We start from the raw sequence: 20,281 nt of genomic DNA, 5'->3' as shown, positions 1-20,281 counted from the left end.
GCACGATCTCGGCGGCATGAGGCGTCGGCACAACCCAGTCTAACAACTAGATTGCAATTTATGACTCAGGACACTAGCTGATTTCGACGAGCAACCTCCGGGACCGGTGCGTGGGGGACGGGTTTCCCGGGGGTTGCTCGGCGTTCAGCCCGTCGGCCCGGCCGACGGCTCGAACCGCAGGTAAGCCTGGATCGTCGTTCCGCTGGCGGTGGTGTGCGTGCGTACCAGGTCCGAGATGGCGTTGACCAGATACAACCCGCGGCTGGCGGGGCCGCACGGCCCCGGGTCCAGGCGACCCACCAGCGGATCCTCGAAGCAACCGGTGTCGCGCGCCTCGCACACCAGGTACTCGTCGTCGCGCCAGAAGGCCAGCTGGCAGGCGCCGTCGGTGTACATCAGGCTGTTGCTGGCCAACTCCGTGGCCACCAACTGGAGGTCCTCGATCGCGTCCTCGGACAACCCGACCCAGCCCGCGTAGTCGACGGCGAACGAGCGCGCCGGGCGAAGGTCCGCCGACTTGCGGACCACGTAGGTCACCGCCCCCGGATTACCGGGCAGCGGCCGGTTGCAGCGCTGCAAGGCGGCACCGGGCGCGTAGTCCACGCTGCGTTGCAGGCCGCCGCCGCCCCACAGCCAGGGGTGGGTCGCGTGGGCGTCCGCCAGCACGTCGTCGTCGAGCCGGCTCCCGTCGTAGAGGCACAGGCCGGTCACCTGGTAGCCGTCCATGGCCCCGTTGACCAGCGCCTCGTGCTCCACGCACGCGATCAGTTCCTCGTCGGTCCGTCCGGGCCAGGCGAGTTGGCTGACGATCCGCACGCGCCGGTCGGGATGGTCGTCGACGAAGGCCCCCTCCATCGCCATGAGCCGGCTCGGGTTGCGGGCGACCTCGGTGATGTCCACCATGCGCAGATCGTCCGGCGCCGTGCCGTCCGCGCCCAGCGCGTCGTGCAGTAGCGCCAACATGTCGGCGGGGACCGCGACGAGCACGGCCTCGTCGAGGTCCAACCCGTCCCGCACGAAGCGGGTCACGACATCCAGATACTCGTGCTGGGATTGGTAGATGAGCGCGGAATGGACGAAGCCGAGCTTCCCGATTTCTGTGCCCGCGGTCACTCCAGCACGCTCACCTTCGATCACTAACGCCAACCCCCTGCTGGACCGGCCGTCTGCCTTCTCCCTCCCCAGTACCCGCGGCGGGGCCTGGCTATACCGCGCTGCAGGTCACATCTGCGAACTCAGTACTTTGTCACAGCCACCAGGAGGCGGCGGCGTCCAGGTGACGGCGGACGCGATAGCGGGCCAGGCTGTCGTCGCCCGCCTCGATGGCATCCGCGATCCGCAGGTGAGCGTGGTGGACGGCCAGGACGTCCGCCCAGGTCGGCGGGGCCTGCCCGGTGCTCGTCCAGTGCCGCCGGAACAACTCGACGATGATCCGCAGGAACAAGTCGAGCAGGGCGTTGCCGGCCAGCTGCGCCAGTCCGACGTGGAACCGGAACTCCTCCGCGGTTGCGTCGCTCACATCACCGGACGTTTCGTCGACGTCTGACCGATGCGCGGCCAGGAAGGCGGCCACCTCGGATTCGCCCCGCCGCTTGACCACCTTGGCGACGTTATCGATCTCGATCGCGTCCCGGACGCAACGGAGGTCCTCGCGGCTCGGGTCGCGGTACTGCAGGTACAAGGCGATGGTGTCGATGCTGGCCTGCGCCTGGGGTTTGGCGATGACGAGCCCGCCGCCGGGCCCGCGACGCATGTGGGCGATCGAGTGATATTCGAGCAGCCGCACCGCTTCGCGGAACACGGCGCGGCTCACCCGGTAGCGCTCCAGCAGGGCGGTTTCGGTGCCGAAGACCGAACCGACCTGCCAGCCGCCGGCCGCGATGTCGTCGCCGATCGTGGCGGCCAGCATCTCGCCGAGCTTGCCGGGGGGCACCTCGGCGGTGAGCCGCCGCGGCTTGCGCCGTCGGCTCACCGTGCCCGGATGATGGCGCTGCAGCCAGGCCGTGACGGCCTCGATGTGTCGTTCGCTGAGCATCTTGGCTTGCGCCGAGTCACCGGAAGTGACGGCCGCGACGATCTCGGAGTGGTCGATGTGCATCCGGTCGAGCGCCTCGATGGCCTCGCTGGCCGTGTCGGTCCGCGACTGCATGGCGTATCGGGTGGTGAGCCGCATCAGGACGTCGATAAACAGTTGCAGGACAGGGTTTTTGGATTGTTCCGCCAGGGCGATGTGGAACTCGTCCCGCGGCGTCGGCAGCCCAGGTCTCCACTCTTGTTCACCGGCCAACACCGCCCGCAGCCGCGCGATACCCGCTTCGTCGATACGTTCCGCGGCCAGCGATGCCGCCAACGGTTCGAGCACCAGGCGGGCATTGAGTAGGTCGCCCAGGGTGGTGCCGAGGTGTTCGAGATAGATGACGACGGCCCGGGTGGCGGGGCCGGCGTCGGGCTCGCAGATGATCAGCCCGCCGCCCGGCCCGCGGCGCATCCGGGCGACCTGATGGTGTTCGACGAGGCGGACGGCTTCGCGCAGCACCGAGCGGCTCACCCCGAAGCGCTCCTGCAGGGCGTGTTCGGATCCCAGCGATTCACCGGTGGCCCAGGCGCGGCGGACGATCTCCGCCTCGAGGTCCCGCGCGATCCTGGCGGCCAGTTTGCTCTCGCGGCCGGTACTCATGTCAGGCCCGACGATGCTCTCCGGCAAGCGCTTTCAGCATGTGAGCAGCATGCAGCCGGCGACGGGCCCGCCCCCCACGGACACCACGCCGACGTCTGGGCGCTGCGACACCTGCCGCTCCCCCGCCTCGCCGCGCAACTGCAGGCATCCCTCGTGCAGCGCCCAGTAGCCGTGCATCCGCCCGGCCGACAGCTGGCCGCCATACGTGTTCAGCGGAAGCGCACCGTCGCGGGCGATCCGCGCGCCGCCCTCGACGTACGGCCCGGCCTCGCCGTCGCCGCAGACGCCCAGCGCTTCCAGCCACGCGAGGGTGAGGTAGGTGAACCCGTCGTACAGCTCGGCGACCTTGAGATCGGACGGCTTGAGGTCCGTGCGCGACCACATCTGCGCCGCCGCGTCCGACATCGCCATCTTCGGATAGTCGGCACGGTGGAACCAGCCCCCGGCGCCGTCGGCCCCGCCGACCGCCTCCACCGCCACCGGGCGGTGCGGGCAGTCACGCGCGTACTCGGCATGCGAGACCACCACGGCGATGGAGCCGTCGATCGGAACATCGCAGTCCAGCAGCCCGAACGGCGTGGACACCGGCCGAGCGCCCAGGTAGTCGGCCATCGTCATCGGGTCGCGGTAGACGGCGCGCGGATTCAACGCGGCGTTGCGCCTGCCGTTGAGCGCCACCCAGCCCAGCTGTTCTTTGGTGGTCCCGTAGAGCTCCATGTGGCGCCGGCAGTTGAGCGCCAGCCAGTTGGCCGCGGAGTACGCGTTGGCCGCCACCAAGTCGTTGACGTCGTCCATCGCGCCGACGGCGGGGCGTTCGGTGCCCTCCGGCGTCTCGAACATCCGCGCGAGCGGCGGCGCGGGCGCGTTCTCCTGCGGCTTCACCGGGACCGTGCCCCCGAGCATCTGGATGGTCCGGTACACCACCACGTGGCGGGCGCGGCGCTCGGCGACCGCGCGGCACGCCGACATCACCGGGCTGAGCAGGCCGCCGGTGCCGAACCCGGACCCGCAGTCGGCGGCCTCGATCCGCAGTTGGGCGTTCACGTCGGCGGCGGGGGTGTCGCCCAGCGTCGCGATGCCGTCGACGTCGGAAGGGACCAATCCGGCGTCCTCGATGGCGTACCGCACCGCTTCCATGGTCAGGTCCAGCCCCGCGATGCCGGTGCGACGGCCGATCCGCGAGATGCCGGTACCGGACAGGATCGCGTCCTTCTCGAAATGCGTCATGCACACCGCCCGTCAGACCATGCGTCGAAACCAATTGAGTGTACTGTATTCGTCGTGCCGGACGCGCCGCTGCTCATCGAATACTGCGACGATTGCGCGCGCTGGGTACATCCGGCGACCGGCGAATGCCGCGCCTGCGGCGGCCCACTGGTCGCGCAGCCCGTCTCCGGGCGCGGCACGGTGTTCACCTACACGGTCAACCACCACCCGTACAACCCGGAGATCCCGGTCCCGTACGTGATCGCCATCGTCGAACTCGCCGAGCAGGAAGGGCTTCGGGTGGCCGCCAACATCGTTGGGTGCGAGCCGGATTCGGTCACATGCGGCATGGCCGTCGGGATCCTGCCGGAGAAGGGCAGCGGCGGGGCGCCGCTGTTCGCGCCCGCTAGTTGATCAGCGGGTCGCGCGGCATGCCGAGGATCCGCTCGGCGATCTGGTTGCGGGTGACCTCCGAAGTGCCGCCGGCGATCGCCATGCCGCGCGCTCCCATCGCCAGCCTGCCCACGATCGCTCCGGGCCCGTCCATCAGTGCGACCTCGGGGCCCGCCAGCGCCGCCCAGATGGCGGCGCCGTCCACCATGTGTTCGGCCAGCTTCAGCTTGGTGATGTTGCCTTCCGGGCCCGGCCCCGCGCCCTCGACGCTGCGAGCGGCGCGGCGCAGGTTGAGCAGCCGCAGCGCGTGATCGTCGGCGAGGAAGGACCCGATCCGAATGGGCGCCCCCGCCAAGCGATCTGACTGCTGCTGCGCGAGTTGCACCAGGGTGGGCGCCAGGGCCTCGTAGAACGACCCGCTGCCGCCGATGCTGACCCGCTCGTTGCCCAGCGTGGCGCGCGCGACCGTCCACCCCGAGTTGGGCGCCCCGACGACGTCCTCGTCGGGGACGAACACGTCGGTGAAGAACACCTCGTTGAACTCCGAGCCGCCGGTGATCTGCCGCAATGGCCGCACCTCGACGCCCGGGCCCTTCATGTCGATGATGACGGTCGTGATCCCGGCGTGCTTGGGGGCTTCGGGGTCGGTGCGCACGGTGGCCAGGCCACGCGCACAGTACTGGGCGCCGCTGGTCCAGACCTTCTGCCCGTTGATCTTCCAGCCACCGTCCACCCGGGTGGCGCGGGTCTTGACCGACGCCGCGTCGGAGCCGGCCTCGGGTTCGGAGAACAGCTGGCACCAGATCTCTTCCTGGCGGAGCGCCTTCTCCACGAATCGTTCGATCTGCCAATCGGTTCCGTGCTGGATCAGCGTCAGGATCACCCATCCGGTGATCGAGTAGTCGGGCCGTTTGATGCCGGCCGCGCGGAACTCCTCCTCGATCACCAACTGCTCCACCGCGTCGGCGGCGCGCCCCCACGGCTTGGGCCAGTGCGGCATCACGTAACCGGTCTCGATGAGTTTGTCGCGTTGCGCCTCTTTGTCCAGGGCGGCGATCTCGGCGGCGTCGGCGTGGATCCTGGTGCGCAGCTCTTCGGCCTCGGGCGGCAGGTCCAGGCTGTTCTCCCGCGTGGCGCCGGCGGCGGTGCGCTCGAAGACATCCCGGGCCGGGGCGTCACCGCCGAACAGCGCCTGTATCACCAGCGCGCGGCGCAGGTGCAGGTGCGCGTCGTGCTCCCAGGTGAAACCGATGCCGCCGTGCACCTGGATGTTCAACTCGGCGTTGCGCGCATAGGCGGGAAAGGCCAGGGTCGCCGCCACCGCCGCGGCCAGCTGGAACTGGGCTTCGTCCTCGGAGGCCGCGCGCGAGGCATCCCACACCGCGGCGACCCCGGACTCGGCGGCCACCAGCATGTTCGCGCAATGATGCTTCACCGCCTGGAAAGTGGCGATGGTGCGCCCGAATTGCTGCCGCACCTTGGCGTAGTCGACGGCGGCGTCGACGCAGTCCGCTGCGCCACCCACCGCCTCGGCGGCCAGCAACGTCCGCGCGCGGGCCAGCGCCGACGCCCGCGCGCCCGACAGGACGTCGTCGGCGCTGACATTCACGTTTTCCAGGCGCACCCGTCCGGAGCGCCGGGTCGGGTCGAAGTTGTTCGGCACTTCTACCGACACGCCGGCGCGACCGCGCTCCAGCAGCAGCACGTCGTCGCCCGCCGCGATCAGCAGCAGTTCGGCCAGTCCGGCACCCAGCACGATTCCGGCGTCACCGTCGGCGATCCCGTTGGTGACCCGCACCTGGCCGTCCAGACCGATGCCCGCGGTGACGGTCCCGTCGATCAATCCGGGCAACAGCCGCGACTTCTGTTCGGCCGAGCCGTCTTTGGCGATCACCGCCGACGCGATGACGGTCGGTACGAACGGCCCGGGTGCTACCGCGCGGCCGAGTTCCTCGACGACCACCACGAGTTCGGGAAGCCCGAATCCCGAACCGCCGTGCTCCTCGTCGATATGCAGGCCGAGCCAGCCCAGCTCGACGAGGTTCTGCCAGAACGGCGGACGGGACTCCTCGGCGGCGTCGAGCAGGGACCGCGCCGCCCAGCGCGCCTTCTGCGAGGTCAAAAAACCCCGGGCGACTTCGGCGAGTTCGCGATGGTCGTCGGTCAGTGCGATACCCATGAGGCGCCCTCCTCGCTACCGGCTGGGGTGCCGGCCCCGCTTCGAGGGGAAGCGGGGCGGCTGCCTAAAGAGTGTACTTAATGCGAGGAGGGCGACCCGTGGGGGTGGTTACTTGGGCGCGAACCGCTGCCCGGCGTCCAGGCGCAGGCACTGCCCGTTGAGCATCGGGTTCTCCACGATGGCCGCCACCAGCTTGGCGTACTCGATCGGCCGGCCCATCCGCTTCGGGAAGGCGGCGTCTTTGACCAGGTTGGCCGCCATCTCGTCGGGGACCATCGAGGTGATTCCGGTCAGGAAAAGGCTGGGGGCGATGGCCAGCACCCGGATGCCCATCGAGCCCAGGTCGCGGGCCATGGTCAGGCACATGCCGGCGATCCCGGCTTTGGCGGCGGTGTAGGCCACCTGCCCGATCTGGCCTTCGAAGGCCGCGATCGATGCGGTGTTGATGATGACGCCGCGCTCTTCGTCCTCGGGCTCGTTCTTGGCCATGTGCGCGGCGGCCAGCCGGCTGATGTTGAAGGTGGCGATCAGGTTCAGGTCGATCACGGATTGGAAGGACTCGAGGTCATGCGGACCGGACTTGGTCAGCGTCCGCTTGGCGATGCCGCCGCCTGCGGTGGTGACCGTGACGTGCAGGCCGCCCAGCTTGTCCACCGCGGTCTGCAACGTCTCCTCGGTGCCCTTGAAATCCGTGACGTCGACCGGATAGAACGCGCCGCCGATCCCTTCGGCGACGGTCTTGCCGTCGGAACCCTCGCGGTCGAGCACCGCGACGTCCGCGCCCCGCTCGGCCAGCAGCTCCGCGGAGGCGCGACCCATCCCCGACGCACCGCCGATGACGACGACCTTCTTCCCGTTGATCTCCATCCGGACCTCTCCCTTTGGGTTGTCAGATTCCTTGCATTCTGTAACGTTACGTAGGCACGCTAGCGTGTCCATCTTTCAGGATTGTCGGCGAGCCGTGCCAAGCTGGCTCCGTGCTGCTTCTCGACGTGGCGACTACCTCGTTTGACGTGGGCGGTACGTCGTCGCGGCTGAGCAAGGTCGCCCACATCGCCGACCTGTTGCGGCGCGCGGCAGGCGACCCCGACGGTGTCGCGACCGTGGTCTCCTGGCTCTCGGGTGAGCTGCCCCAGCGCCAGATCGGGGTCGGCTGGGCATCGCTGCGGTCGCGGCCGCCGGCGGCGTCGCAGCCGACGCTGACCGTCGCCGGCGTGGACGCCCGCTTCTCGGAGATCGGAGCGGTGTCGGGCAAGGGAGCGCAGGCGCGGCGCGCCGAGCTGGTCGCCGACCTGTTCGCCGCCGCGACCGATGCCGAGCAGACCTTCCTGCTGCGGTTGCTCGGCGGCGAGCTGCGCCAGGGGGCGCTGACCGGAGTCATGGCCGACGCGGTGGCCAAGGCCGCCGAGCTGCCCGTCGCCGCGGTGCAGCGCGCCGCAATGCTGGGCGGGGACTTGCCGTCCGTGGCCGCCGCCGCCCTGGGCGGCGGGGCCCGGGCGCTGGACGCGTTCGCGCTGCGAGTCGGCCGGCCGGTCGGCCCGATGCTGGCGCAGACGGCGACCGGGGTGGCCGACGCGCTGGAACGCCACGGCGGCACAACGATTTTCGAGGCGAAACTGGACGGCGCACGGGTGCAGATCCACCGGGCCGGCGACCGGGTCACCGTCTACACCCGAAGCCTCGACGACGTCACCGCGCGGCTGCCGGAAGTGGTGGAGGCGACGCTGGCGCTGCCGGTGCGCGACCTCATCGCCGACGGCGAGGCGATCGCGCTGCGGCCCGACAACTCACCGCATCGCTTCCAGGTCACCGCGTCACGGTTCGGCCGATCGGTCGATGTTGCGGCAGCCCGTGCGGCCCAGCCACTTTCGGTGTTCTTCTTCGACATCCTGCACCGCGACGGCGCCGACCTGCTCGACGCGCCGACCGCCGAGCGGCTGGCCGCCCTGGACGCTTTGGTGCCTGCCGCGCAACGGGTCGATCGGCTGCACACCTCGGACGCCGCCGAGGCGGCCGCATTCCTCGACGCGACGCTGGCCGCCGGCCACGAGGGCGTCCTGGCCAAGGCGCCGGATGCGCCGTACCAGGCGGGCCGCCGCGGTGCGGGGTGGCTGAAGGTGAAGCCCGTCCACACGCTGGACCTGGTGGTGCTCGCGGTCGAGTGGGGATCCGGGCGCCGCACCGGCAAGCTCTCCAACATCCACCTCGGGGCGCGCGATCCGGCGACGGGCGAATTCGTCATGGTGGGAAAGACTTTCAAGGGCATGACCGACGCCATGTTGGATTGGCAGACGGCGCGGTTCTGCGAACTCGCGGTCGGCGGCACCGACGGTTACGTGGTGCGGCTGCGGCCGGAGCAGGTGGTCGAGGTGGCGCTGGACGGCGTCCAGAAGTCCTCGCGCTACCCGGGCGGCCTGGCGCTGCGCTTCGCCCGCGTGGTGCGCTACCGCGACGACAAGGGCCCGGCCGAGGCCGACACCATCGACGCCGTGCGCGCGCTGTACTGAACACGCGGCGGCTTCGCGGCGGCCGTAGGGTTTGACCGTGGCGAAGCAGCTCCCAGACGTCAGCTACCTCAGCACCGACGCCGCCCTGCCGCCCGTCGCGATCGTCGACCGCTCCCCCATCGGCCCCCGGCACAAGGTCGCGTTCGCGGCCGTCGCCGTGATCGGTGCCGCGGCGTGGGCGATCATCGCGTTCGCCCGCGGCGAGACGGTGAACGCGGTCTGGCTTGTGGTCGCGGCGATCTGCACATATGTCATCGGATTCCGGTTCTATGCCCGGCTGATCGAGATGAGGATCGTCCAGCCACGCGACGACCACGCCACGCCGGCCGAGTTGTTCGACGACGGAAGCGACTTCGTGCCGACCGACCGGCGGGTGCTGTTCGGCCATCATTTCGCCGCCATCGCCGGGGCCGGGCCGCTCGTCGGCCCGGTGCTGGCCACCCAGATGGGCTACCTGCCCTGCAGCATCTGGATCATCGTCGGCGCGGTCTTCGCCGGCGCCGTGCAGGACTACCTGGTGCTGTGGATCTCGGCGCGGCGGCGCGGGCGCTCGCTGGGCCAGATGGCCCGCGACGAACTCGGCGCCGTCGGCGGCGCCGCCGCCCTGCTGGGGGCGTTCGTCATCATGGTGATCATCATCGCGGTGCTGGCGCTGGTGGTGGTGCGGGGACTGGCCCAAAGCCCATGGGGTGTGTTCTCGATCGCCATGACAATCCCGATCGCCCTCTTCATGGGCTGCTACCTGCGGTTCCTGCGGCCCGGCCGGGTCGCTGAGGCGTCGCTGATCGGCGTCGCGCTGCTGCTGATCGCCGTGGCCTCCGGCAACGGGGTAGCCGGAACCTCTTGGGGCGCAACCTGGTTCAACCTCTCGGTGGTCACGGTGTCGTGGTTGATCATCGGCTACGGTTTCGTGGCGTCGGTGCTGCCGGTGTGGTTGCTGCTCGCGCCGCGCGACTACCTGTCGACGTTCATGAAGGTCGGCGCGATCGCGCTGCTCGCGGTCGGCATCTGCGTGGCCCGGCCGCTCATGCAGGCGCCCGCGGTCTCGCGGTTCGCCGCCGCCGGCGACGGGCCGGTGTTCCCCGGCTCGCTGTTCCCGTTCCTGTTCATCACCATCGCCTGTGGTGCCCTGTCCGGATTCCACGCGCTGATCTCCTCGGGGACGACGCCCAAGCTGCTCGAAAAGGAGAGCCAGATGCGGCTGATCGGCTACGGCGGCATGCTGACCGAGTCGTTCGTGGCCGTCATGGCGCTGATCACCGCGGCGATCCTCGACCAGCACCTGTACTTCACCCTCAACGCCCCGCCCACGCAGACTGGCGGCACCGCCGACACCGCCGCGCGCTACGTCAACGGGCTCGGGCTGTCGGGAGCTCCGGTGACCGCGGACCAGCTCACTCGGGCCGCCGAGAGCGTGGGCGAGAGGTCGATCGTGTCGCGGACGGGCGGCGCGCCGACGCTGGCCGTCGGCATGTCCGAGGTGCTGCAACGGGTCATCGGCGGCGCCGGCCTCAAGGCGTTCTGGTACCACTTTGCGATCATGTTCGAGGCGCTGTTCATCCTGACCGCCGTCGATGCGGGCACCCGGGTCGCGCGGTTCATGCTTTCCGACATGCTCGGCAACCTGGGCGGCCCGCTGGCCAAGCTGCGCAATCCCGGCTGGCGGCCGGGCGTGTGGCTCTGCAGCCTGGCCGTGGCCGCGGCGTGGGGCGGCATCCTGCTGATGGGGGTGACCGACCCGCTGGGCGGCATCAACACGCTATTCCCCCTGTTCGGGATCGCCAACCAGCTGCTCGCGGCGATCGCGCTGACCGTCGTCACCGTGGTCGTCATCAAGAAGGGCCTGCTGAAATGGGCCTGGATCCCGGGAATTCCCCTGCTGTGGGATCTCACGGTCACGTTGACCGCGTCGTGGCAGAAGATCTTCTCCGGGGATCCCGCGGTCGGCTACTGGACTCAGCACGCCCATTATGTGGCGGCCCGAAACGCGGGGAAGACGTCATTCGGGTCGGCCAAAGACGCCCATCAGCTCACTGACGTCATCCGGAACACCGCCATCCAAGGCACGCTGTCGATTGTGTTCGCGGCGGCAGTGGTGATCGTGGTCGTCGCGGGAATCATCGCTGCCCTCAGGTCAATTCGCGGTGGCGGGCGGCCGCTGACCGAGGACGACCCGGTGCCGTCGAAGATGTTCGCGCCCGCCGGTCTGATCCCCACGGCCGGTGAGCGGGGACTGCAGAAACGGTGGGACGCCTGGGCCGAATCGGCGTCGCAGCCCTGACGAGCTCGACGCCGCCTCACTGCGAATCGGAATTCCACCGCCAGTCCGGCAGGTGGACGTATTGCAGCGCCTCCGCGACCGTCAGCCCGCTCATCGCGCGGGCGCGGTTCTGCGCACAGTGACGCTGAAAGGTCGCCATCTCGGCTTGGCCCGGCGGATGCGGATCGCGATACGGCACCTTCTGCCCCACCAGCATCACCAAATACCCTTCGAGCCCGAACTGGTTGTCCTGCCCGATCGTGCTGGTCACAAAATGCCGAAGGAAACCCGTCGGCCCGTTCTCGCGATAGAAGTCCAGCAGCGGCTGCACCGCTGTCACGTCCACCTCGTTGCGGCACGCGGTCCAGAACTCGTTGTCGAGGCGCGTGTTGAACCGGTAGTGGACCGACAGGAAGTCCTTGATGCCGTCCCACCAGTCGACGAACAGCGTGTTGTACAGCTCCTGCAGGCTCGGGGTCGGCTCGAGGTGGGACTCCACGAGCATCTCGACCATCGCCTTGATCTGCGACGACGAGACCATGAGTGACGTCGCCTCGAGCGGCTCGACGAAGCCGCACGCGTTGCCGATCGCGAAGACGTTCTTGACCCAGCCCTTCTCGTAGCGGCCCGAGCGGAACTTGATGACGTGATCCCAGGCCGTGGCCTTCGGGTTCTTCTTCAGGAGTTCGTCGCGCGCCTGGTCGTCGCTGAGGAACTGTGACGAATAGACGTAGCCGCGATTGATCGAGTTCTCGTGGTCGATCTGCCAGCACCAGCCGGCCTCCATCGTCTCGGCGACGGTGTAGGGGTAGATGAACTCGTCCGTCCGGTCCCAGCTGCCGACGATGGCGCGGTCACAGAAGAGCGAGCTGTCGTACGGGACGAACGGCGTCCCCAGCGCGCGACCGAGCAACTCGGAGCGAAAGCCGCTCGCGTCGACGTACAGGTCGGCCGAGAACGTGCGGCCGTCCTCGAGGATGACGGACTGCACGCCCTGCTCATCGACGGGCACGCCGGTGATGCGGGCATCGATCAGCTCGATGCCGCGTTCGACGGACGCTTTCTCCAGCGCCTCGACCAGCGCGGGATTGAACAGGTGCAGCGCCGTGTCGGCCGTGATCATCGGCCCCTGGCCGCTCGGGTGCTTCTCGAATGCCTTGCCCTGAGCCATCAGCGCGGAGTTCATGTTGACGCTGTCGAACTCGTCGCCGCAATAAAAGCCGTTGTAGCGCGTGAGGTCGGTGTAGAACGCGTCGAGCTGGAATTGGAACCCGTAGTCGAACGACTCGCGTGGCCCCCAGAGGAAGTGGATGCCCATCTTCCAGGTCGGCCGCACGATTGAATAGAACTCCTTCTGCGGCAGCTTCAGATAGTCGAAGAGCAGGCTGATGAGCTGCGGTGTGGTGCTTTCGCCGACGCCGATCACGCCGATGTTCTTGCTGCGCACGACGCGGACCTGGAGCTGCGGGGCGTGTTGTTTGAGCGCAAGCGCCGTCAGCAGGCCGGCGCTGCCGCCGCCTACGACGAGTACGGATTCGATCATCCCGCTCCCCTGTTTCCTGTCCGCACGACCGCGCGTCTACACCTGGCCCCTGACAGAGCGGAACCCATTCAAACAGATCGCCCCGGCATCTGCTTGCTGGCCGTCTTCGTCCAGGGCACCCGTTCCGCCGACAAGAATTGACGCCCTAAACCGGATCGAAACCGGATATCAACCAGCGACCCCCGACCTTGTCGAGCGTGACCCGGACGCTGGATGCCGTGTACGCGGGCGCGTCGGCGCCGACGACCGTGGTCTGGTTGACGAACAGCAGGACGACACCGTGGTCGGGCCCCGCTGACACCGACGCCGCAGACTGGACGGTGGCCAGCGCGGAGATGTGCCGCTGCTTCGAACCGGGGATCACCACGTCCCGGGTCAGCGACGTGTAGGCGTCCTTGAACCGCCCGGTCAGCCGGTCACGCGCGGCGGCCAGGTCGCGCTCGACCGTGTCGGGCCGGTAGGTCAGCAGGGCGGCGGTGGCATCCCGCGCCGCCTGGGTGGCCTCGATGCGGCCGCGGTCGGCATCGGCGATCGACGAACCCTGCCACTTCAGGACGGCGGCCGTCGACGCAAGCGCCAGCGCCAGCCCCGGTATCACACCGTATGCCAGCACCCGCGACCAGTTGATGCGGTGCGCGCGTTCGGGTACGCCGTCCGTGGGCCCGTCGACTTCGCGGCCTGATCGCTTTCTCATGGCACGAACTCCACGTTCGACACCTTCGCCCCGCCGCCGACCTTCACCACGGAGAGCCGCATCCGCCAGGCGTGCGGCTGCTGTTCGGCCGCGGCGGCATTCGACGTACGGACTGTGACGGCGACCAGGACTTCGGCGCGGTCGCCGGACTGGGATTCGATGCCCGCTTCCGTCACCGTTCCGACGGACTTCGACTGGGTTCGCAACACCACGTCGATGAACGGCTGCGAGCGTGTGGAGAAGTTGTCGTGCAGCTGCCCGGTCGCACCCGCCAGGATGCGCCGCACGTCCGCATCGGCTTCGCGGAAGTCAACCGTGGTGAGGTTGACCGCGCTCTGGCGACCGGCTTGCAGGAAAAGCTGGCGCTGCTCCTGCTCTTCATGCGCCCGGTGGGCGCGCAGCCCGACCCAGCCGATCAGCCCGATCAGCGCCGCGACGATGGCCAGCCCGACGGTCAGCGTCAACCGGACGGGAGGGCGGTCGCGGGCCGGCTCTTCGTCTTTCGTGCGGTCCTCGAGTTCCATTGGGAGTTCGGTCAATTCGGCGGTAGCAACATCGTCTGCCATGTGCGCTCCTTTCCCCCGGCGGTCGCCAAATCGGATTGCGTGTGGACATGCCCGTCGGGGCCGACGTAGGTGCCGGTGGCCGGGTCGTACTCGGCCGCCGGGATCGGCACCGGGACGGGAGCCGGCACGGCTGGTGCCGGCGCCGCCGGGGTGCGCGGCTGCGGGACGGGCTGACCCGAAAGCGTCGCGTTCGGGTCGCCTTTCCAGTTGTAACCGTCGTTGAGCGGAATGTAGCTTTCATCGCTGTCGCACATCTGCACCGTCGGGCCGCGTTTGCCCGGGCGGCCCACGCACGGGGTGTTGCGGACGCCGCGGACGTTTTGCGCGGAGTCCTGCGGCACCCGGCAATACAGGTCGCCCGCGGGTCGGTCCGGGTAGTCCTCCCAGGACGGAACCCGCTGCTGCTGTGCCGGCAGAAAGCCGGTCAGACACGGCGGCGGCAGGTTCAGTCGCAGGTTGAAGCTGAGGAAGGCGCCCTTGTAGCCCTGCTTGGTGTTCCTGTTCGGGACATTGATCGCCTGAATCGTTGCCACCGCCTGGGGAAGCAGGACGAGGAGCTGCTCGAGGCCGGCGTGATAGGTCAGCGCCACCTGCCCGACGCCGACCAGGTTGGCGAGTATGACCGGTAGCGTCGGGTTCACCCGGTCCAAGAGCTGACGGATTTCCCCGATGGCCGGCGCGCCCTGCTCCAGCACCTGCCTGACGGCGGCGTCGCTTTTCCGCACCCCGCCCGTGAGGTCGGCGAGGTGCGCGGCCCACGCCTGCACCGCGTCGGGGGTGTCGCTCTGCGTGTCGAGCACCGGCTTGGCGTCGTCGATGAGGGTGAGCAGCGCACCGAGGTTCTTTCGCGCGTCGATGGACAGTGAGCTGGCACCGGCCACGAGCCGGGAGATGTCCGGACCGAGCCCACCGACGGCGGTGGACGCCTCGTCGACCAGCGTCTTGAGGTCCGCACGCGGGACCGACTGCATGCCCCGGTTCGCCGCATCCAGCATCGTGTCCAGGTCGGGCGGCACCGACACGCGATCGGCCCGGATCACGTCGCCATCCCGCAGCGGCGGCGAATCCCTGCGTGGCAGCAGGGCGACGTATTGCTCCCCCACCGCCGACTGACTGTGCACCTGCGCATCGAGGTCCGACGGGATGTCGATCCCGGACTTCAGCGAGAGCACCGCCGCGACGCCGGTGTTGGTGAGACGCACGGTGTCGACCCGGCCGACTTCGGTGCCGCGATAGGTGACGTTGCCGCTGGGGTATAAGCCCGCGGCCTGCGGCAACTCGACGGTGACCCGATACCGTCCGATGCCGACCATGGCCGGCACCTGGATGTAGCCGAAAACCATCACGGCGCCACCGGCCAGCGCGACGACGACAAAGATCGCCAGCTGGATGAGGATTCGTCTCGACAAGGGCGGCATGTCAACGGCCCTGATCCCAATGATACGGCGCGACAAGCGGATTGCCGGCGGTGTACGGGCTCGGCATCTGGCCGATGGTGCGGCCCCACTGCAGTTCCAACTCCGTCAGATTGCCCTCGAACCGGGTGCCGGTGAGGAATGATGCGTCGAGTCGGCTCAGCGTCAGGTCGATGATGGCCGTCAGATTGGCGTAGTCCCCGCGGGCCCACTTGCTGATGGTCTCCTTCGGGAACGGATAGGTGGCGAGCAGGCTCAATGCGCGGGTCATGGCGGGACCGGCGTTGGCCAGCGATTCCAGCACCGGCGCCAGGTCGTTGAGCTCTTTGACCACAGCGTCCTTGGTCTGCCGCGTCGAATCGGCCACCAGCGCACTGAATTTGCCGAACTGATCCAGCGCCTCCACCAGAGTCTGCCGCTCGTCGGCCAGGGTGCGAAGCGCGGCAGGGATGGCCGTCAGCGCCCTGTCCAACACCGGCTTCTGATCGGCGAACTGTCCGACCAGGGTGTTGAGGCTCTCGGCGGCGGCGATGATGTCACCGGTCTGGTCGGCCACGTGGCCGGTGAAGGTGTCGAGCTGGGCTATCAGGCTGCGGAGGTCATCGGCGCGGCCGGCCAGCGCGGTGCTCAGCGACTGGGTGATGTCCTGAATCTGCCCGATCCCACCCCCGTTGAGCAACAACGAGATAGCGGCGAGCGTCTGCTCCGTCGACGGGTAACTGCCGGCCGACGACAGGGAAATCAGCGCCCCCTCCCTCAACCTGCCCCGGGGCGGGACGTCGGCGGGTGGCGCGAGCTCGACGTGCAGGGATCCCAGCAGGCTGGTTTGGCCGATCGTTGCGGTCGCGTTCGCCGGCAGGTCGACATCGCCGTCGAGCCGGATGGTCAGCAGCGCATGCCAGCCCTGCCGCTCGATCCGGGTGACGTTGCCGACCGTCACGTCGCCGACCTGCACGCGCGAGTTCTGTTCCAGGGTGCCCACGTCAGGCAGTTGCGCCTGAATCGTGAACGCCCCGGGGCCGCGTCCGGCGGTTCCCGGCAGCGCCACCGAGTTCAGGCCGCGCCAGCCGCACCCCGCCGGCGCCACCATCGCCAGCGCCACCAGCAGGCCCACCACGCCGCGGCGCGGGCGCGCGCCCGTCATGATCCGCCCTCGGTCGGCAGCATCAACCCGCGCAGGCCGTCGGCGGGATTGGTCGGGTGCACCCGGGCCGGCGCGGGCGCAACGCCCGGGCTTCCGACCGGATTCGGCTGCGGCGGAACGTAGTCCGGACGCAACCAGTCCTCGCTGTAGGTCACCTCGTTCGGGCGCGCGGTGGCGCCGACCACCAGGTTCTCGCCCAGCGGGGGGAAGTTGTACTGACGGTTCTTGATGATCGGCGCCAGGTACTGAACGCACAGCTTCGCCGACTGGTCCCACCCCAGGCGCGACGCCGCCTGTATCGCACCGCACAGGAAGGCGACCGGATTGGCGAAGTTGGCGAACGCCGGCGCACCGCTCAATGTGCCTTGCGCGGGCTGATAGATGTTCATGAAGTTCTGCAGCTCGGTGGGGGCGATGTGCAACACCTGCCTCAAGTCGTCGAGGCTGTTGTTCAGCGCCGTCGACACCGACGCCAGCCTGTCCGACGTCGTGCCCAGCGCTTCCCGGTTGTCGGCCACGTAGGTTTGCACGTCGCCGACGACGTCGGAAAGTGCCGTGAGCGCGTTGGCAACCTCGTCGGGATCGTTGGTCAACAGGCCGGTGACCGAGGCCAGGTTCTGATTCAGCTGCCGCATCAGGTCACCACTGCTCTGCAGCGCCGAAACCAGGATCGACAGGTTCTTCACCGTGCTGAATAGATCGTTGCTGTGATCGCCCAGCGCCGAAACCGCTTGGGAGAGTTTGACGAGGGTGTCGCGGATGGACGCTCCCTGGCCGCGCAGGTTGTTCGCGGCGGTCGTGAGCAGTGAGCCGAGGGGGCTCAGGCCGCCGTGCGTCGGCTGCAGCATCTGGGTGAGCTTTTCGAGGTCCTTACGCAGGTCGTCCCACTCCACCGGGACCGCGGTGCGCGTCTGCGGGATCACGGCACCGTCTTGGAGCTGCGGCCCACCGGTGTAGGCGGGAGTCAGCTGAATCGCTCGGGCCGTAACCAGCGACGGCGACAGGATCACGGCCTTGGCGTCGGCGGGCACCTGATACCGGGCCTCATACCAGAAGGTGATCTTGACGCGCTCGGGCTGCGGCTCGATCTTTTTGATGCGGCCGACCGCCACACCCAGGATGCGCACCTCGTCGCCCACGAAGATGCCGTTGCTGTTGGTGAAGTACGCGACCACCGTCTTCGTGCGGCTCACCGCGGACGAGTGCCAGACCGCCGCGGCACCGGCGAGCAAGGTCAGCACCAGCGCGGCGGCCAGGGCGATCCTGGCGTTGCGGCGGTTCATCTTTCGCCGGCTTTCGGTGGTGGCGGCGGTTCACCCGGCGCCGGCACGTACACCGGCGACGGCGAAGGAGGCGCCGGGGGCAGGGCCGTCTGCCCCGGGGCGAGCGGTGGTGGCCCGGGCGGCGGCCCACCCGGCGGCGGCGCGGGGGGCGGCTCACGGTAGGGGTAGCGCGGGTCACCCGGGTTGCCGGTGATCGCGTCCGGAAGGTTCAGCCTCGGCTCGCCGCCCTGACCCGTGCGCGGGAACGGGACCGGCAGGGCCGGTGTCCCCGGCTGACCGACCTGCGGATCGGTGAGTTGCGACGGCAGCAGCACATTCGGGTCCAGACCCAGGTCGGAGAACGCGGCGTCGACGAAGGGCTGGATGAACTGCCCGGGGATCAGGTTGGCGATGTAGAAGTTGAACCACGGGCCCGTGGACATCGATTCGCCGAGCGACAGCGCATAGTCATCGAACTTCCTGATCGCCTGCCGCACGCGTTCTTTGCGGTTGTCGACGATCGCCAGCACCTCGTTGAGCTTGTCCAATGCCGGCTTGAGGGTCTGACGGTTGTCGGAGATGAGCCCCTTCATCTGCCGGCTCACCGCGGCGATGTTGCCGGAGATCTGGTCCAGCGCGCGGCTCTGGCTTCGCAATTCCGCGAGCAGCGCGTTGGTGTCGGTGACCAGCCGGGCGATCTGGTCACTGCGCTCGGACAACACGGTGGTGGCTTTGTTGGCGTTGGCCAACAGATTTCGCAATTGCGTGTCGCGGTCGCTCAACGTCTGTGAGAACCGCGCGACACCGGCCACCGCGATCTTCAGGTCGGCGGGGGTACCGGAGAAGGTGTCCGCCAGCACCGCCAGCGATTCGGATAGCCGGTTGGTGTCTATCCCGCTGATGGCGGCGCCGAGGTCGCCGAGCGCGTCGGGCAGTTGGTAGGGCGCGTGAGTGTGCTCGAGCGGGATCGGCCCGGACAGCCTGCCGTCGCCGCGGGTGGTGATCTCCAGGATCTTGGCACCCAGCAGGCTCTTGGTCTTGATCGACGCCTCGCTGCGGTCACCGAGCCGGATGTGCTTGTCTACCTCGAAAGTGACGAGCACCCGGGCGCCGTCCAGCGCGATGCTGTCCACCGTGCCCGCCTTCAGACCCGAAACCTGCACGGCCGCACCGGTTAACAGCCCACCCGCTTCGGCGAAGTATGCCGAATACTGCCTGCCCGATTTGAACACGGGCAGCTTGTCATAGGTCAGCGACACCGCCACGGCGCCCGCGACGACCACGACGCCGATCGCGCCGACAACCAGAGGATTGCGTTCGGAGAAATACTTCATCGCGGCGTGCACCTGCCCGAGGGTTGGCCGATCACTTTCACGTAGACCGGCTGCCCGCCTTTGCCATTCAGCTTGAAGAGCATTTCGCAGAGATAAAAGCTGAAGAAGTCGCCATACAGGCCCTGCCGGTTCAGCATCTGGTAGGCGTCCGGCAAGGTGTTGAGGAAGCCGTCGAAGTAATCGCGGTCAGCCATGATCAGTCCGCCCACCCGGTCCCCCTCGCTGAGGATCTTCGCCAGGGGCGCACGGCCTTTAGCGAGCAGATCGGCCATCGAACCGGCCGCGGCATTGGCGTAGGCGATCCCGTTGCTGATGTCTCGCTTACGGTCGGCGAGCGTTGCCAGCAGCCGGGACAGCGAGTCGACGGTCTTCGCGAACTGGGCGCTTTGGTCTCCGAGCGAGCCCAACACCGTGTTGAGGTTCACGATGACCTGCCCGATGAGCTGGTCGCGGTCCGCCAGGGTGTTCGTCAGGGCGGCGGTGCGCGCCAAGACGGAACCGATCGTTGGGCCCTCTCCCTGGAACGCCTTGATGAGTTCGCTGGACAAGGTGTTGACCTGATTGGGATCCAGCGCGCGGAACAACGGGCGGAAGCCGCCGATCAGCGCGTCCAGGTCGAGCGCCGGCGACGTCCGGCCCAGCGGAATGGTGTCGCCAGGCCGGAGTTGCCTGGTGCCACCGGGGCCTTCCTGTAGCGCCAGGTAGCGGCCGCCGATCAGGTTCTGGTAGCGGATGACCGCCTTACTGCCCTCCGTCAACACCACGGTGTCGTCGGCGCTGAAGTCGACGAGCACGGTGCCGTCGTCCTGCACCGAGATCTTGCTGACCTTGCCGACTTCGACGCCCGCGATGCGGACGAAGTTGCCGGCCTCGAGCCCGGACACGTTGCTGAACCTGGCCTGGTAGCGCAACTCGTTGCCGAACCGCAGCTGCGCGAAGATCGCCAGCATCGTAACCAGGCCCAGGGTGCACACGACCAAGAAGATGGCCAGGCGCCAGATGGCGCCCGACAGGTTCTCCTTCATGGCGTGCTCCTCTGACGTGGGTTGGCTGGTCGTCACGGCGGTGGCGGTGCGGGGGTGGGCTGCAGCTGCGCGGGGG

General features: G+C 68.7%; 16 protein-coding genes. 3 read left to right on the top strand and 13 right to left on the bottom strand.

Annotated features, from left to right (window positions below):
• Positions 1-144 precede the first annotated feature (144 nt).
• The 3 genes from AWC03_RS15005 to AWC03_RS14995 form a co-directional block, all read right to left on the bottom strand.
• Positions 145-1,137, bottom strand: coding sequence for a sensor histidine kinase (locus AWC03_RS15005; RefSeq protein WP_085241496.1), 993 nt, complete (start codon positions 1,135-1,137; stop codon positions 145-147).
• Between the two features lie 109 nt (positions 1,138-1,246).
• Complete coding sequence (locus AWC03_RS15000; RefSeq protein WP_085241494.1) at positions 1,247-2,677, bottom strand: FadR/GntR family transcriptional regulator; 1,431 nt, start codon at positions 2,675-2,677, stop codon at positions 1,247-1,249.
• A gap of 33 nt (positions 2,678-2,710) precedes the next feature.
• A complete protein-coding gene (locus AWC03_RS14995; RefSeq protein WP_085241492.1) occupies positions 2,711-3,904 on the bottom strand; it encodes a thiolase family protein in 1,194 nt (397 codons plus the stop codon).
• 54 nt (positions 3,905-3,958) lie between these two features.
• Here AWC03_RS14995 and AWC03_RS14990 point away from each other — a divergent pair, with 54 nt between their 5' ends.
• Positions 3,959-4,297 carry a Zn-ribbon domain-containing OB-fold protein gene (locus tag AWC03_RS14990; protein ID WP_085241491.1) on the top strand — a complete coding sequence of 113 codons (339 nt, stop codon included), beginning with the start codon at positions 3,959-3,961 and terminating at the stop codon, positions 4,295-4,297.
• Here the strand turns inward: AWC03_RS14990 and AWC03_RS14985 are convergent.
• Together AWC03_RS14985 and AWC03_RS14980 are read right to left on the bottom strand one after the other, a co-directional pair.
• Positions 4,290-6,455 (bottom strand): acyl-CoA dehydrogenase family protein, encoded by a 2,166-nt coding sequence (locus AWC03_RS14985; protein WP_085241489.1) that lies wholly within the window; start codon positions 6,453-6,455, stop codon positions 4,290-4,292. The genes AWC03_RS14990 and AWC03_RS14985 overlap by 8 nt on opposite strands.
• Positions 6,456-6,563: 108 nt before the next feature.
• The gene (locus AWC03_RS14980; RefSeq protein ID WP_085241487.1) at positions 6,564-7,322 is read right to left on the bottom strand and encodes an SDR family NAD(P)-dependent oxidoreductase; all 759 of its coding nucleotides are present in this window, start codon (positions 7,320-7,322) and stop codon (positions 6,564-6,566) included.
• Positions 7,323-7,432: 110 nt separating this feature from the next.
• Here AWC03_RS14980 and AWC03_RS14975 point away from each other — a divergent pair, with 110 nt between their 5' ends.
• Both AWC03_RS14975 and AWC03_RS14970 read left to right on the top strand, forming a co-directional pair.
• Positions 7,433-8,962, top strand: coding sequence for an ATP-dependent DNA ligase (locus AWC03_RS14975; protein ID WP_085241485.1), 1,530 nt, complete (start codon positions 7,433-7,435; stop codon positions 8,960-8,962).
• A 37-nt stretch (positions 8,963-8,999) separates the two neighbouring features.
• Entirely contained in the window at positions 9,000-11,243 is a 2,244-nt protein-coding gene (locus AWC03_RS14970; protein ID WP_244275410.1) for a carbon starvation CstA family protein, read from the top strand.
• 16 nt (positions 11,244-11,259) lie between these two features.
• On the opposite strand, the gene AWC03_RS14965 is transcribed toward AWC03_RS14970, so the two are convergent.
• From AWC03_RS14965 to AWC03_RS14930, 8 genes are all read right to left on the bottom strand, one after another.
• Positions 11,260-12,765, bottom strand: coding sequence for an FAD-dependent oxidoreductase (locus AWC03_RS14965; protein WP_085241482.1), 1,506 nt, complete (start codon positions 12,763-12,765; stop codon positions 11,260-11,262).
• A gap of 145 nt (positions 12,766-12,910) precedes the next feature.
• Positions 12,911-13,393: a hypothetical protein gene (locus tag AWC03_RS14960; RefSeq protein ID WP_085241500.1), complete on the bottom strand. Its 483-nt coding sequence runs from the start codon at positions 13,391-13,393 to the stop codon at positions 12,911-12,913.
• Between the two features lie 62 nt (positions 13,394-13,455).
• Positions 13,456-14,025: a mammalian cell entry protein gene (locus AWC03_RS14955; protein WP_085241480.1), complete on the bottom strand. Its 570-nt coding sequence runs from the start codon at positions 14,023-14,025 to the stop codon at positions 13,456-13,458.
• Complete coding sequence (locus tag AWC03_RS14950) at positions 13,995-15,443, bottom strand: MCE family protein (RefSeq protein WP_085241478.1); 1,449 nt, start codon at positions 15,441-15,443, stop codon at positions 13,995-13,997. The genes AWC03_RS14955 and AWC03_RS14950 overlap by 31 nt, the downstream gene beginning before the upstream one ends.
• Position 15,444: 1 nt before the next feature.
• Complete coding sequence (locus AWC03_RS14945) at positions 15,445-16,584, bottom strand: virulence factor Mce family protein (protein ID WP_085241477.1); 1,140 nt, start codon at positions 16,582-16,584, stop codon at positions 15,445-15,447.
• A complete protein-coding gene (locus tag AWC03_RS14940; RefSeq protein WP_085241476.1) occupies positions 16,581-17,867 on the bottom strand; it encodes a virulence factor Mce family protein in 1,287 nt (428 codons plus the stop codon). The genes AWC03_RS14945 and AWC03_RS14940 overlap by 4 nt, the downstream gene beginning before the upstream one ends.
• Complete coding sequence (locus tag AWC03_RS14935; RefSeq protein WP_085241498.1) at positions 17,864-19,180, bottom strand: MCE family protein; 1,317 nt, start codon at positions 19,178-19,180, stop codon at positions 17,864-17,866. Before AWC03_RS14935 ends, AWC03_RS14940 begins: the two co-directional genes overlap by 4 nt.
• Positions 19,177-20,205, bottom strand: coding sequence for a virulence factor Mce family protein (locus tag AWC03_RS14930; protein WP_085241474.1), 1,029 nt, complete (start codon positions 20,203-20,205; stop codon positions 19,177-19,179). The genes AWC03_RS14935 and AWC03_RS14930 overlap by 4 nt, the downstream gene beginning before the upstream one ends.
• Between the last annotated feature and the right edge of the window lie 76 nt (positions 20,206-20,281).

It is taken from the genome of Mycobacterium europaeum, from assembly GCF_002102155.1.
GTDB lineage: Bacteria > Actinomycetota > Actinomycetes > Mycobacteriales > Mycobacteriaceae > Mycobacterium > Mycobacterium europaeum.
This window is presented reverse-complemented; position numbering and strand designations above follow the sequence as displayed.

What these genes read in the sequence shown, in the direction of transcription:
- AWC03_RS15000 (WP_085241494.1), bottom strand. Translation starts at nt 2,677, where the DNA reads ATGAGTACCGGCCGCGAGAGCAAACTGGCCGCCAGGATCGCGCGGGAC.
- AWC03_RS14995 (WP_085241492.1), bottom strand. Translation starts at nt 3,904, where the DNA reads ATGACGCATTTCGAGAAGGACGCGATCCTGTCCGGTACCGGCATCTCG.
- AWC03_RS14985 (WP_085241489.1), bottom strand. Translation starts at nt 6,455, where the DNA reads ATGGGTATCGCACTGACCGACGACCATCGCGAACTCGCCGAAGTCGCC.
- AWC03_RS14980 (WP_085241487.1), bottom strand. Translation starts at nt 7,322, where the DNA reads ATGGAGATCAACGGGAAGAAGGTCGTCGTCATCGGCGGTGCGTCGGGG.
- AWC03_RS14965 (WP_085241482.1), bottom strand. Translation starts at nt 12,765, where the DNA reads ATGATCGAATCCGTACTCGTCGTAGGCGGCGGCAGCGCCGGCCTGCTG.
- AWC03_RS14955 (WP_085241480.1), bottom strand. Translation starts at nt 14,025, where the DNA reads ATGGCAGACGATGTTGCTACCGCCGAATTGACCGAACTCCCAATGGAA.
- AWC03_RS14950 (WP_085241478.1), bottom strand. Translation starts at nt 15,443, where the DNA reads ATGCCGCCCTTGTCGAGACGAATCCTCATCCAGCTGGCGATCTTTGTC.
- AWC03_RS14945 (WP_085241477.1), bottom strand. Translation starts at nt 16,584, where the DNA reads ATGACGGGCGCGCGCCCGCGCCGCGGCGTGGTGGGCCTGCTGGTGGCG.
- AWC03_RS14940 (WP_085241476.1), bottom strand. Translation starts at nt 17,867, where the DNA reads ATGAACCGCCGCAACGCCAGGATCGCCCTGGCCGCCGCGCTGGTGCTG.
- AWC03_RS14935 (WP_085241498.1), bottom strand. Translation starts at nt 19,180, where the DNA reads ATGAAGTATTTCTCCGAACGCAATCCTCTGGTTGTCGGCGCGATCGGC.
- AWC03_RS14930 (WP_085241474.1), bottom strand. Translation starts at nt 20,205, where the DNA reads ATGAAGGAGAACCTGTCGGGCGCCATCTGGCGCCTGGCCATCTTCTTG.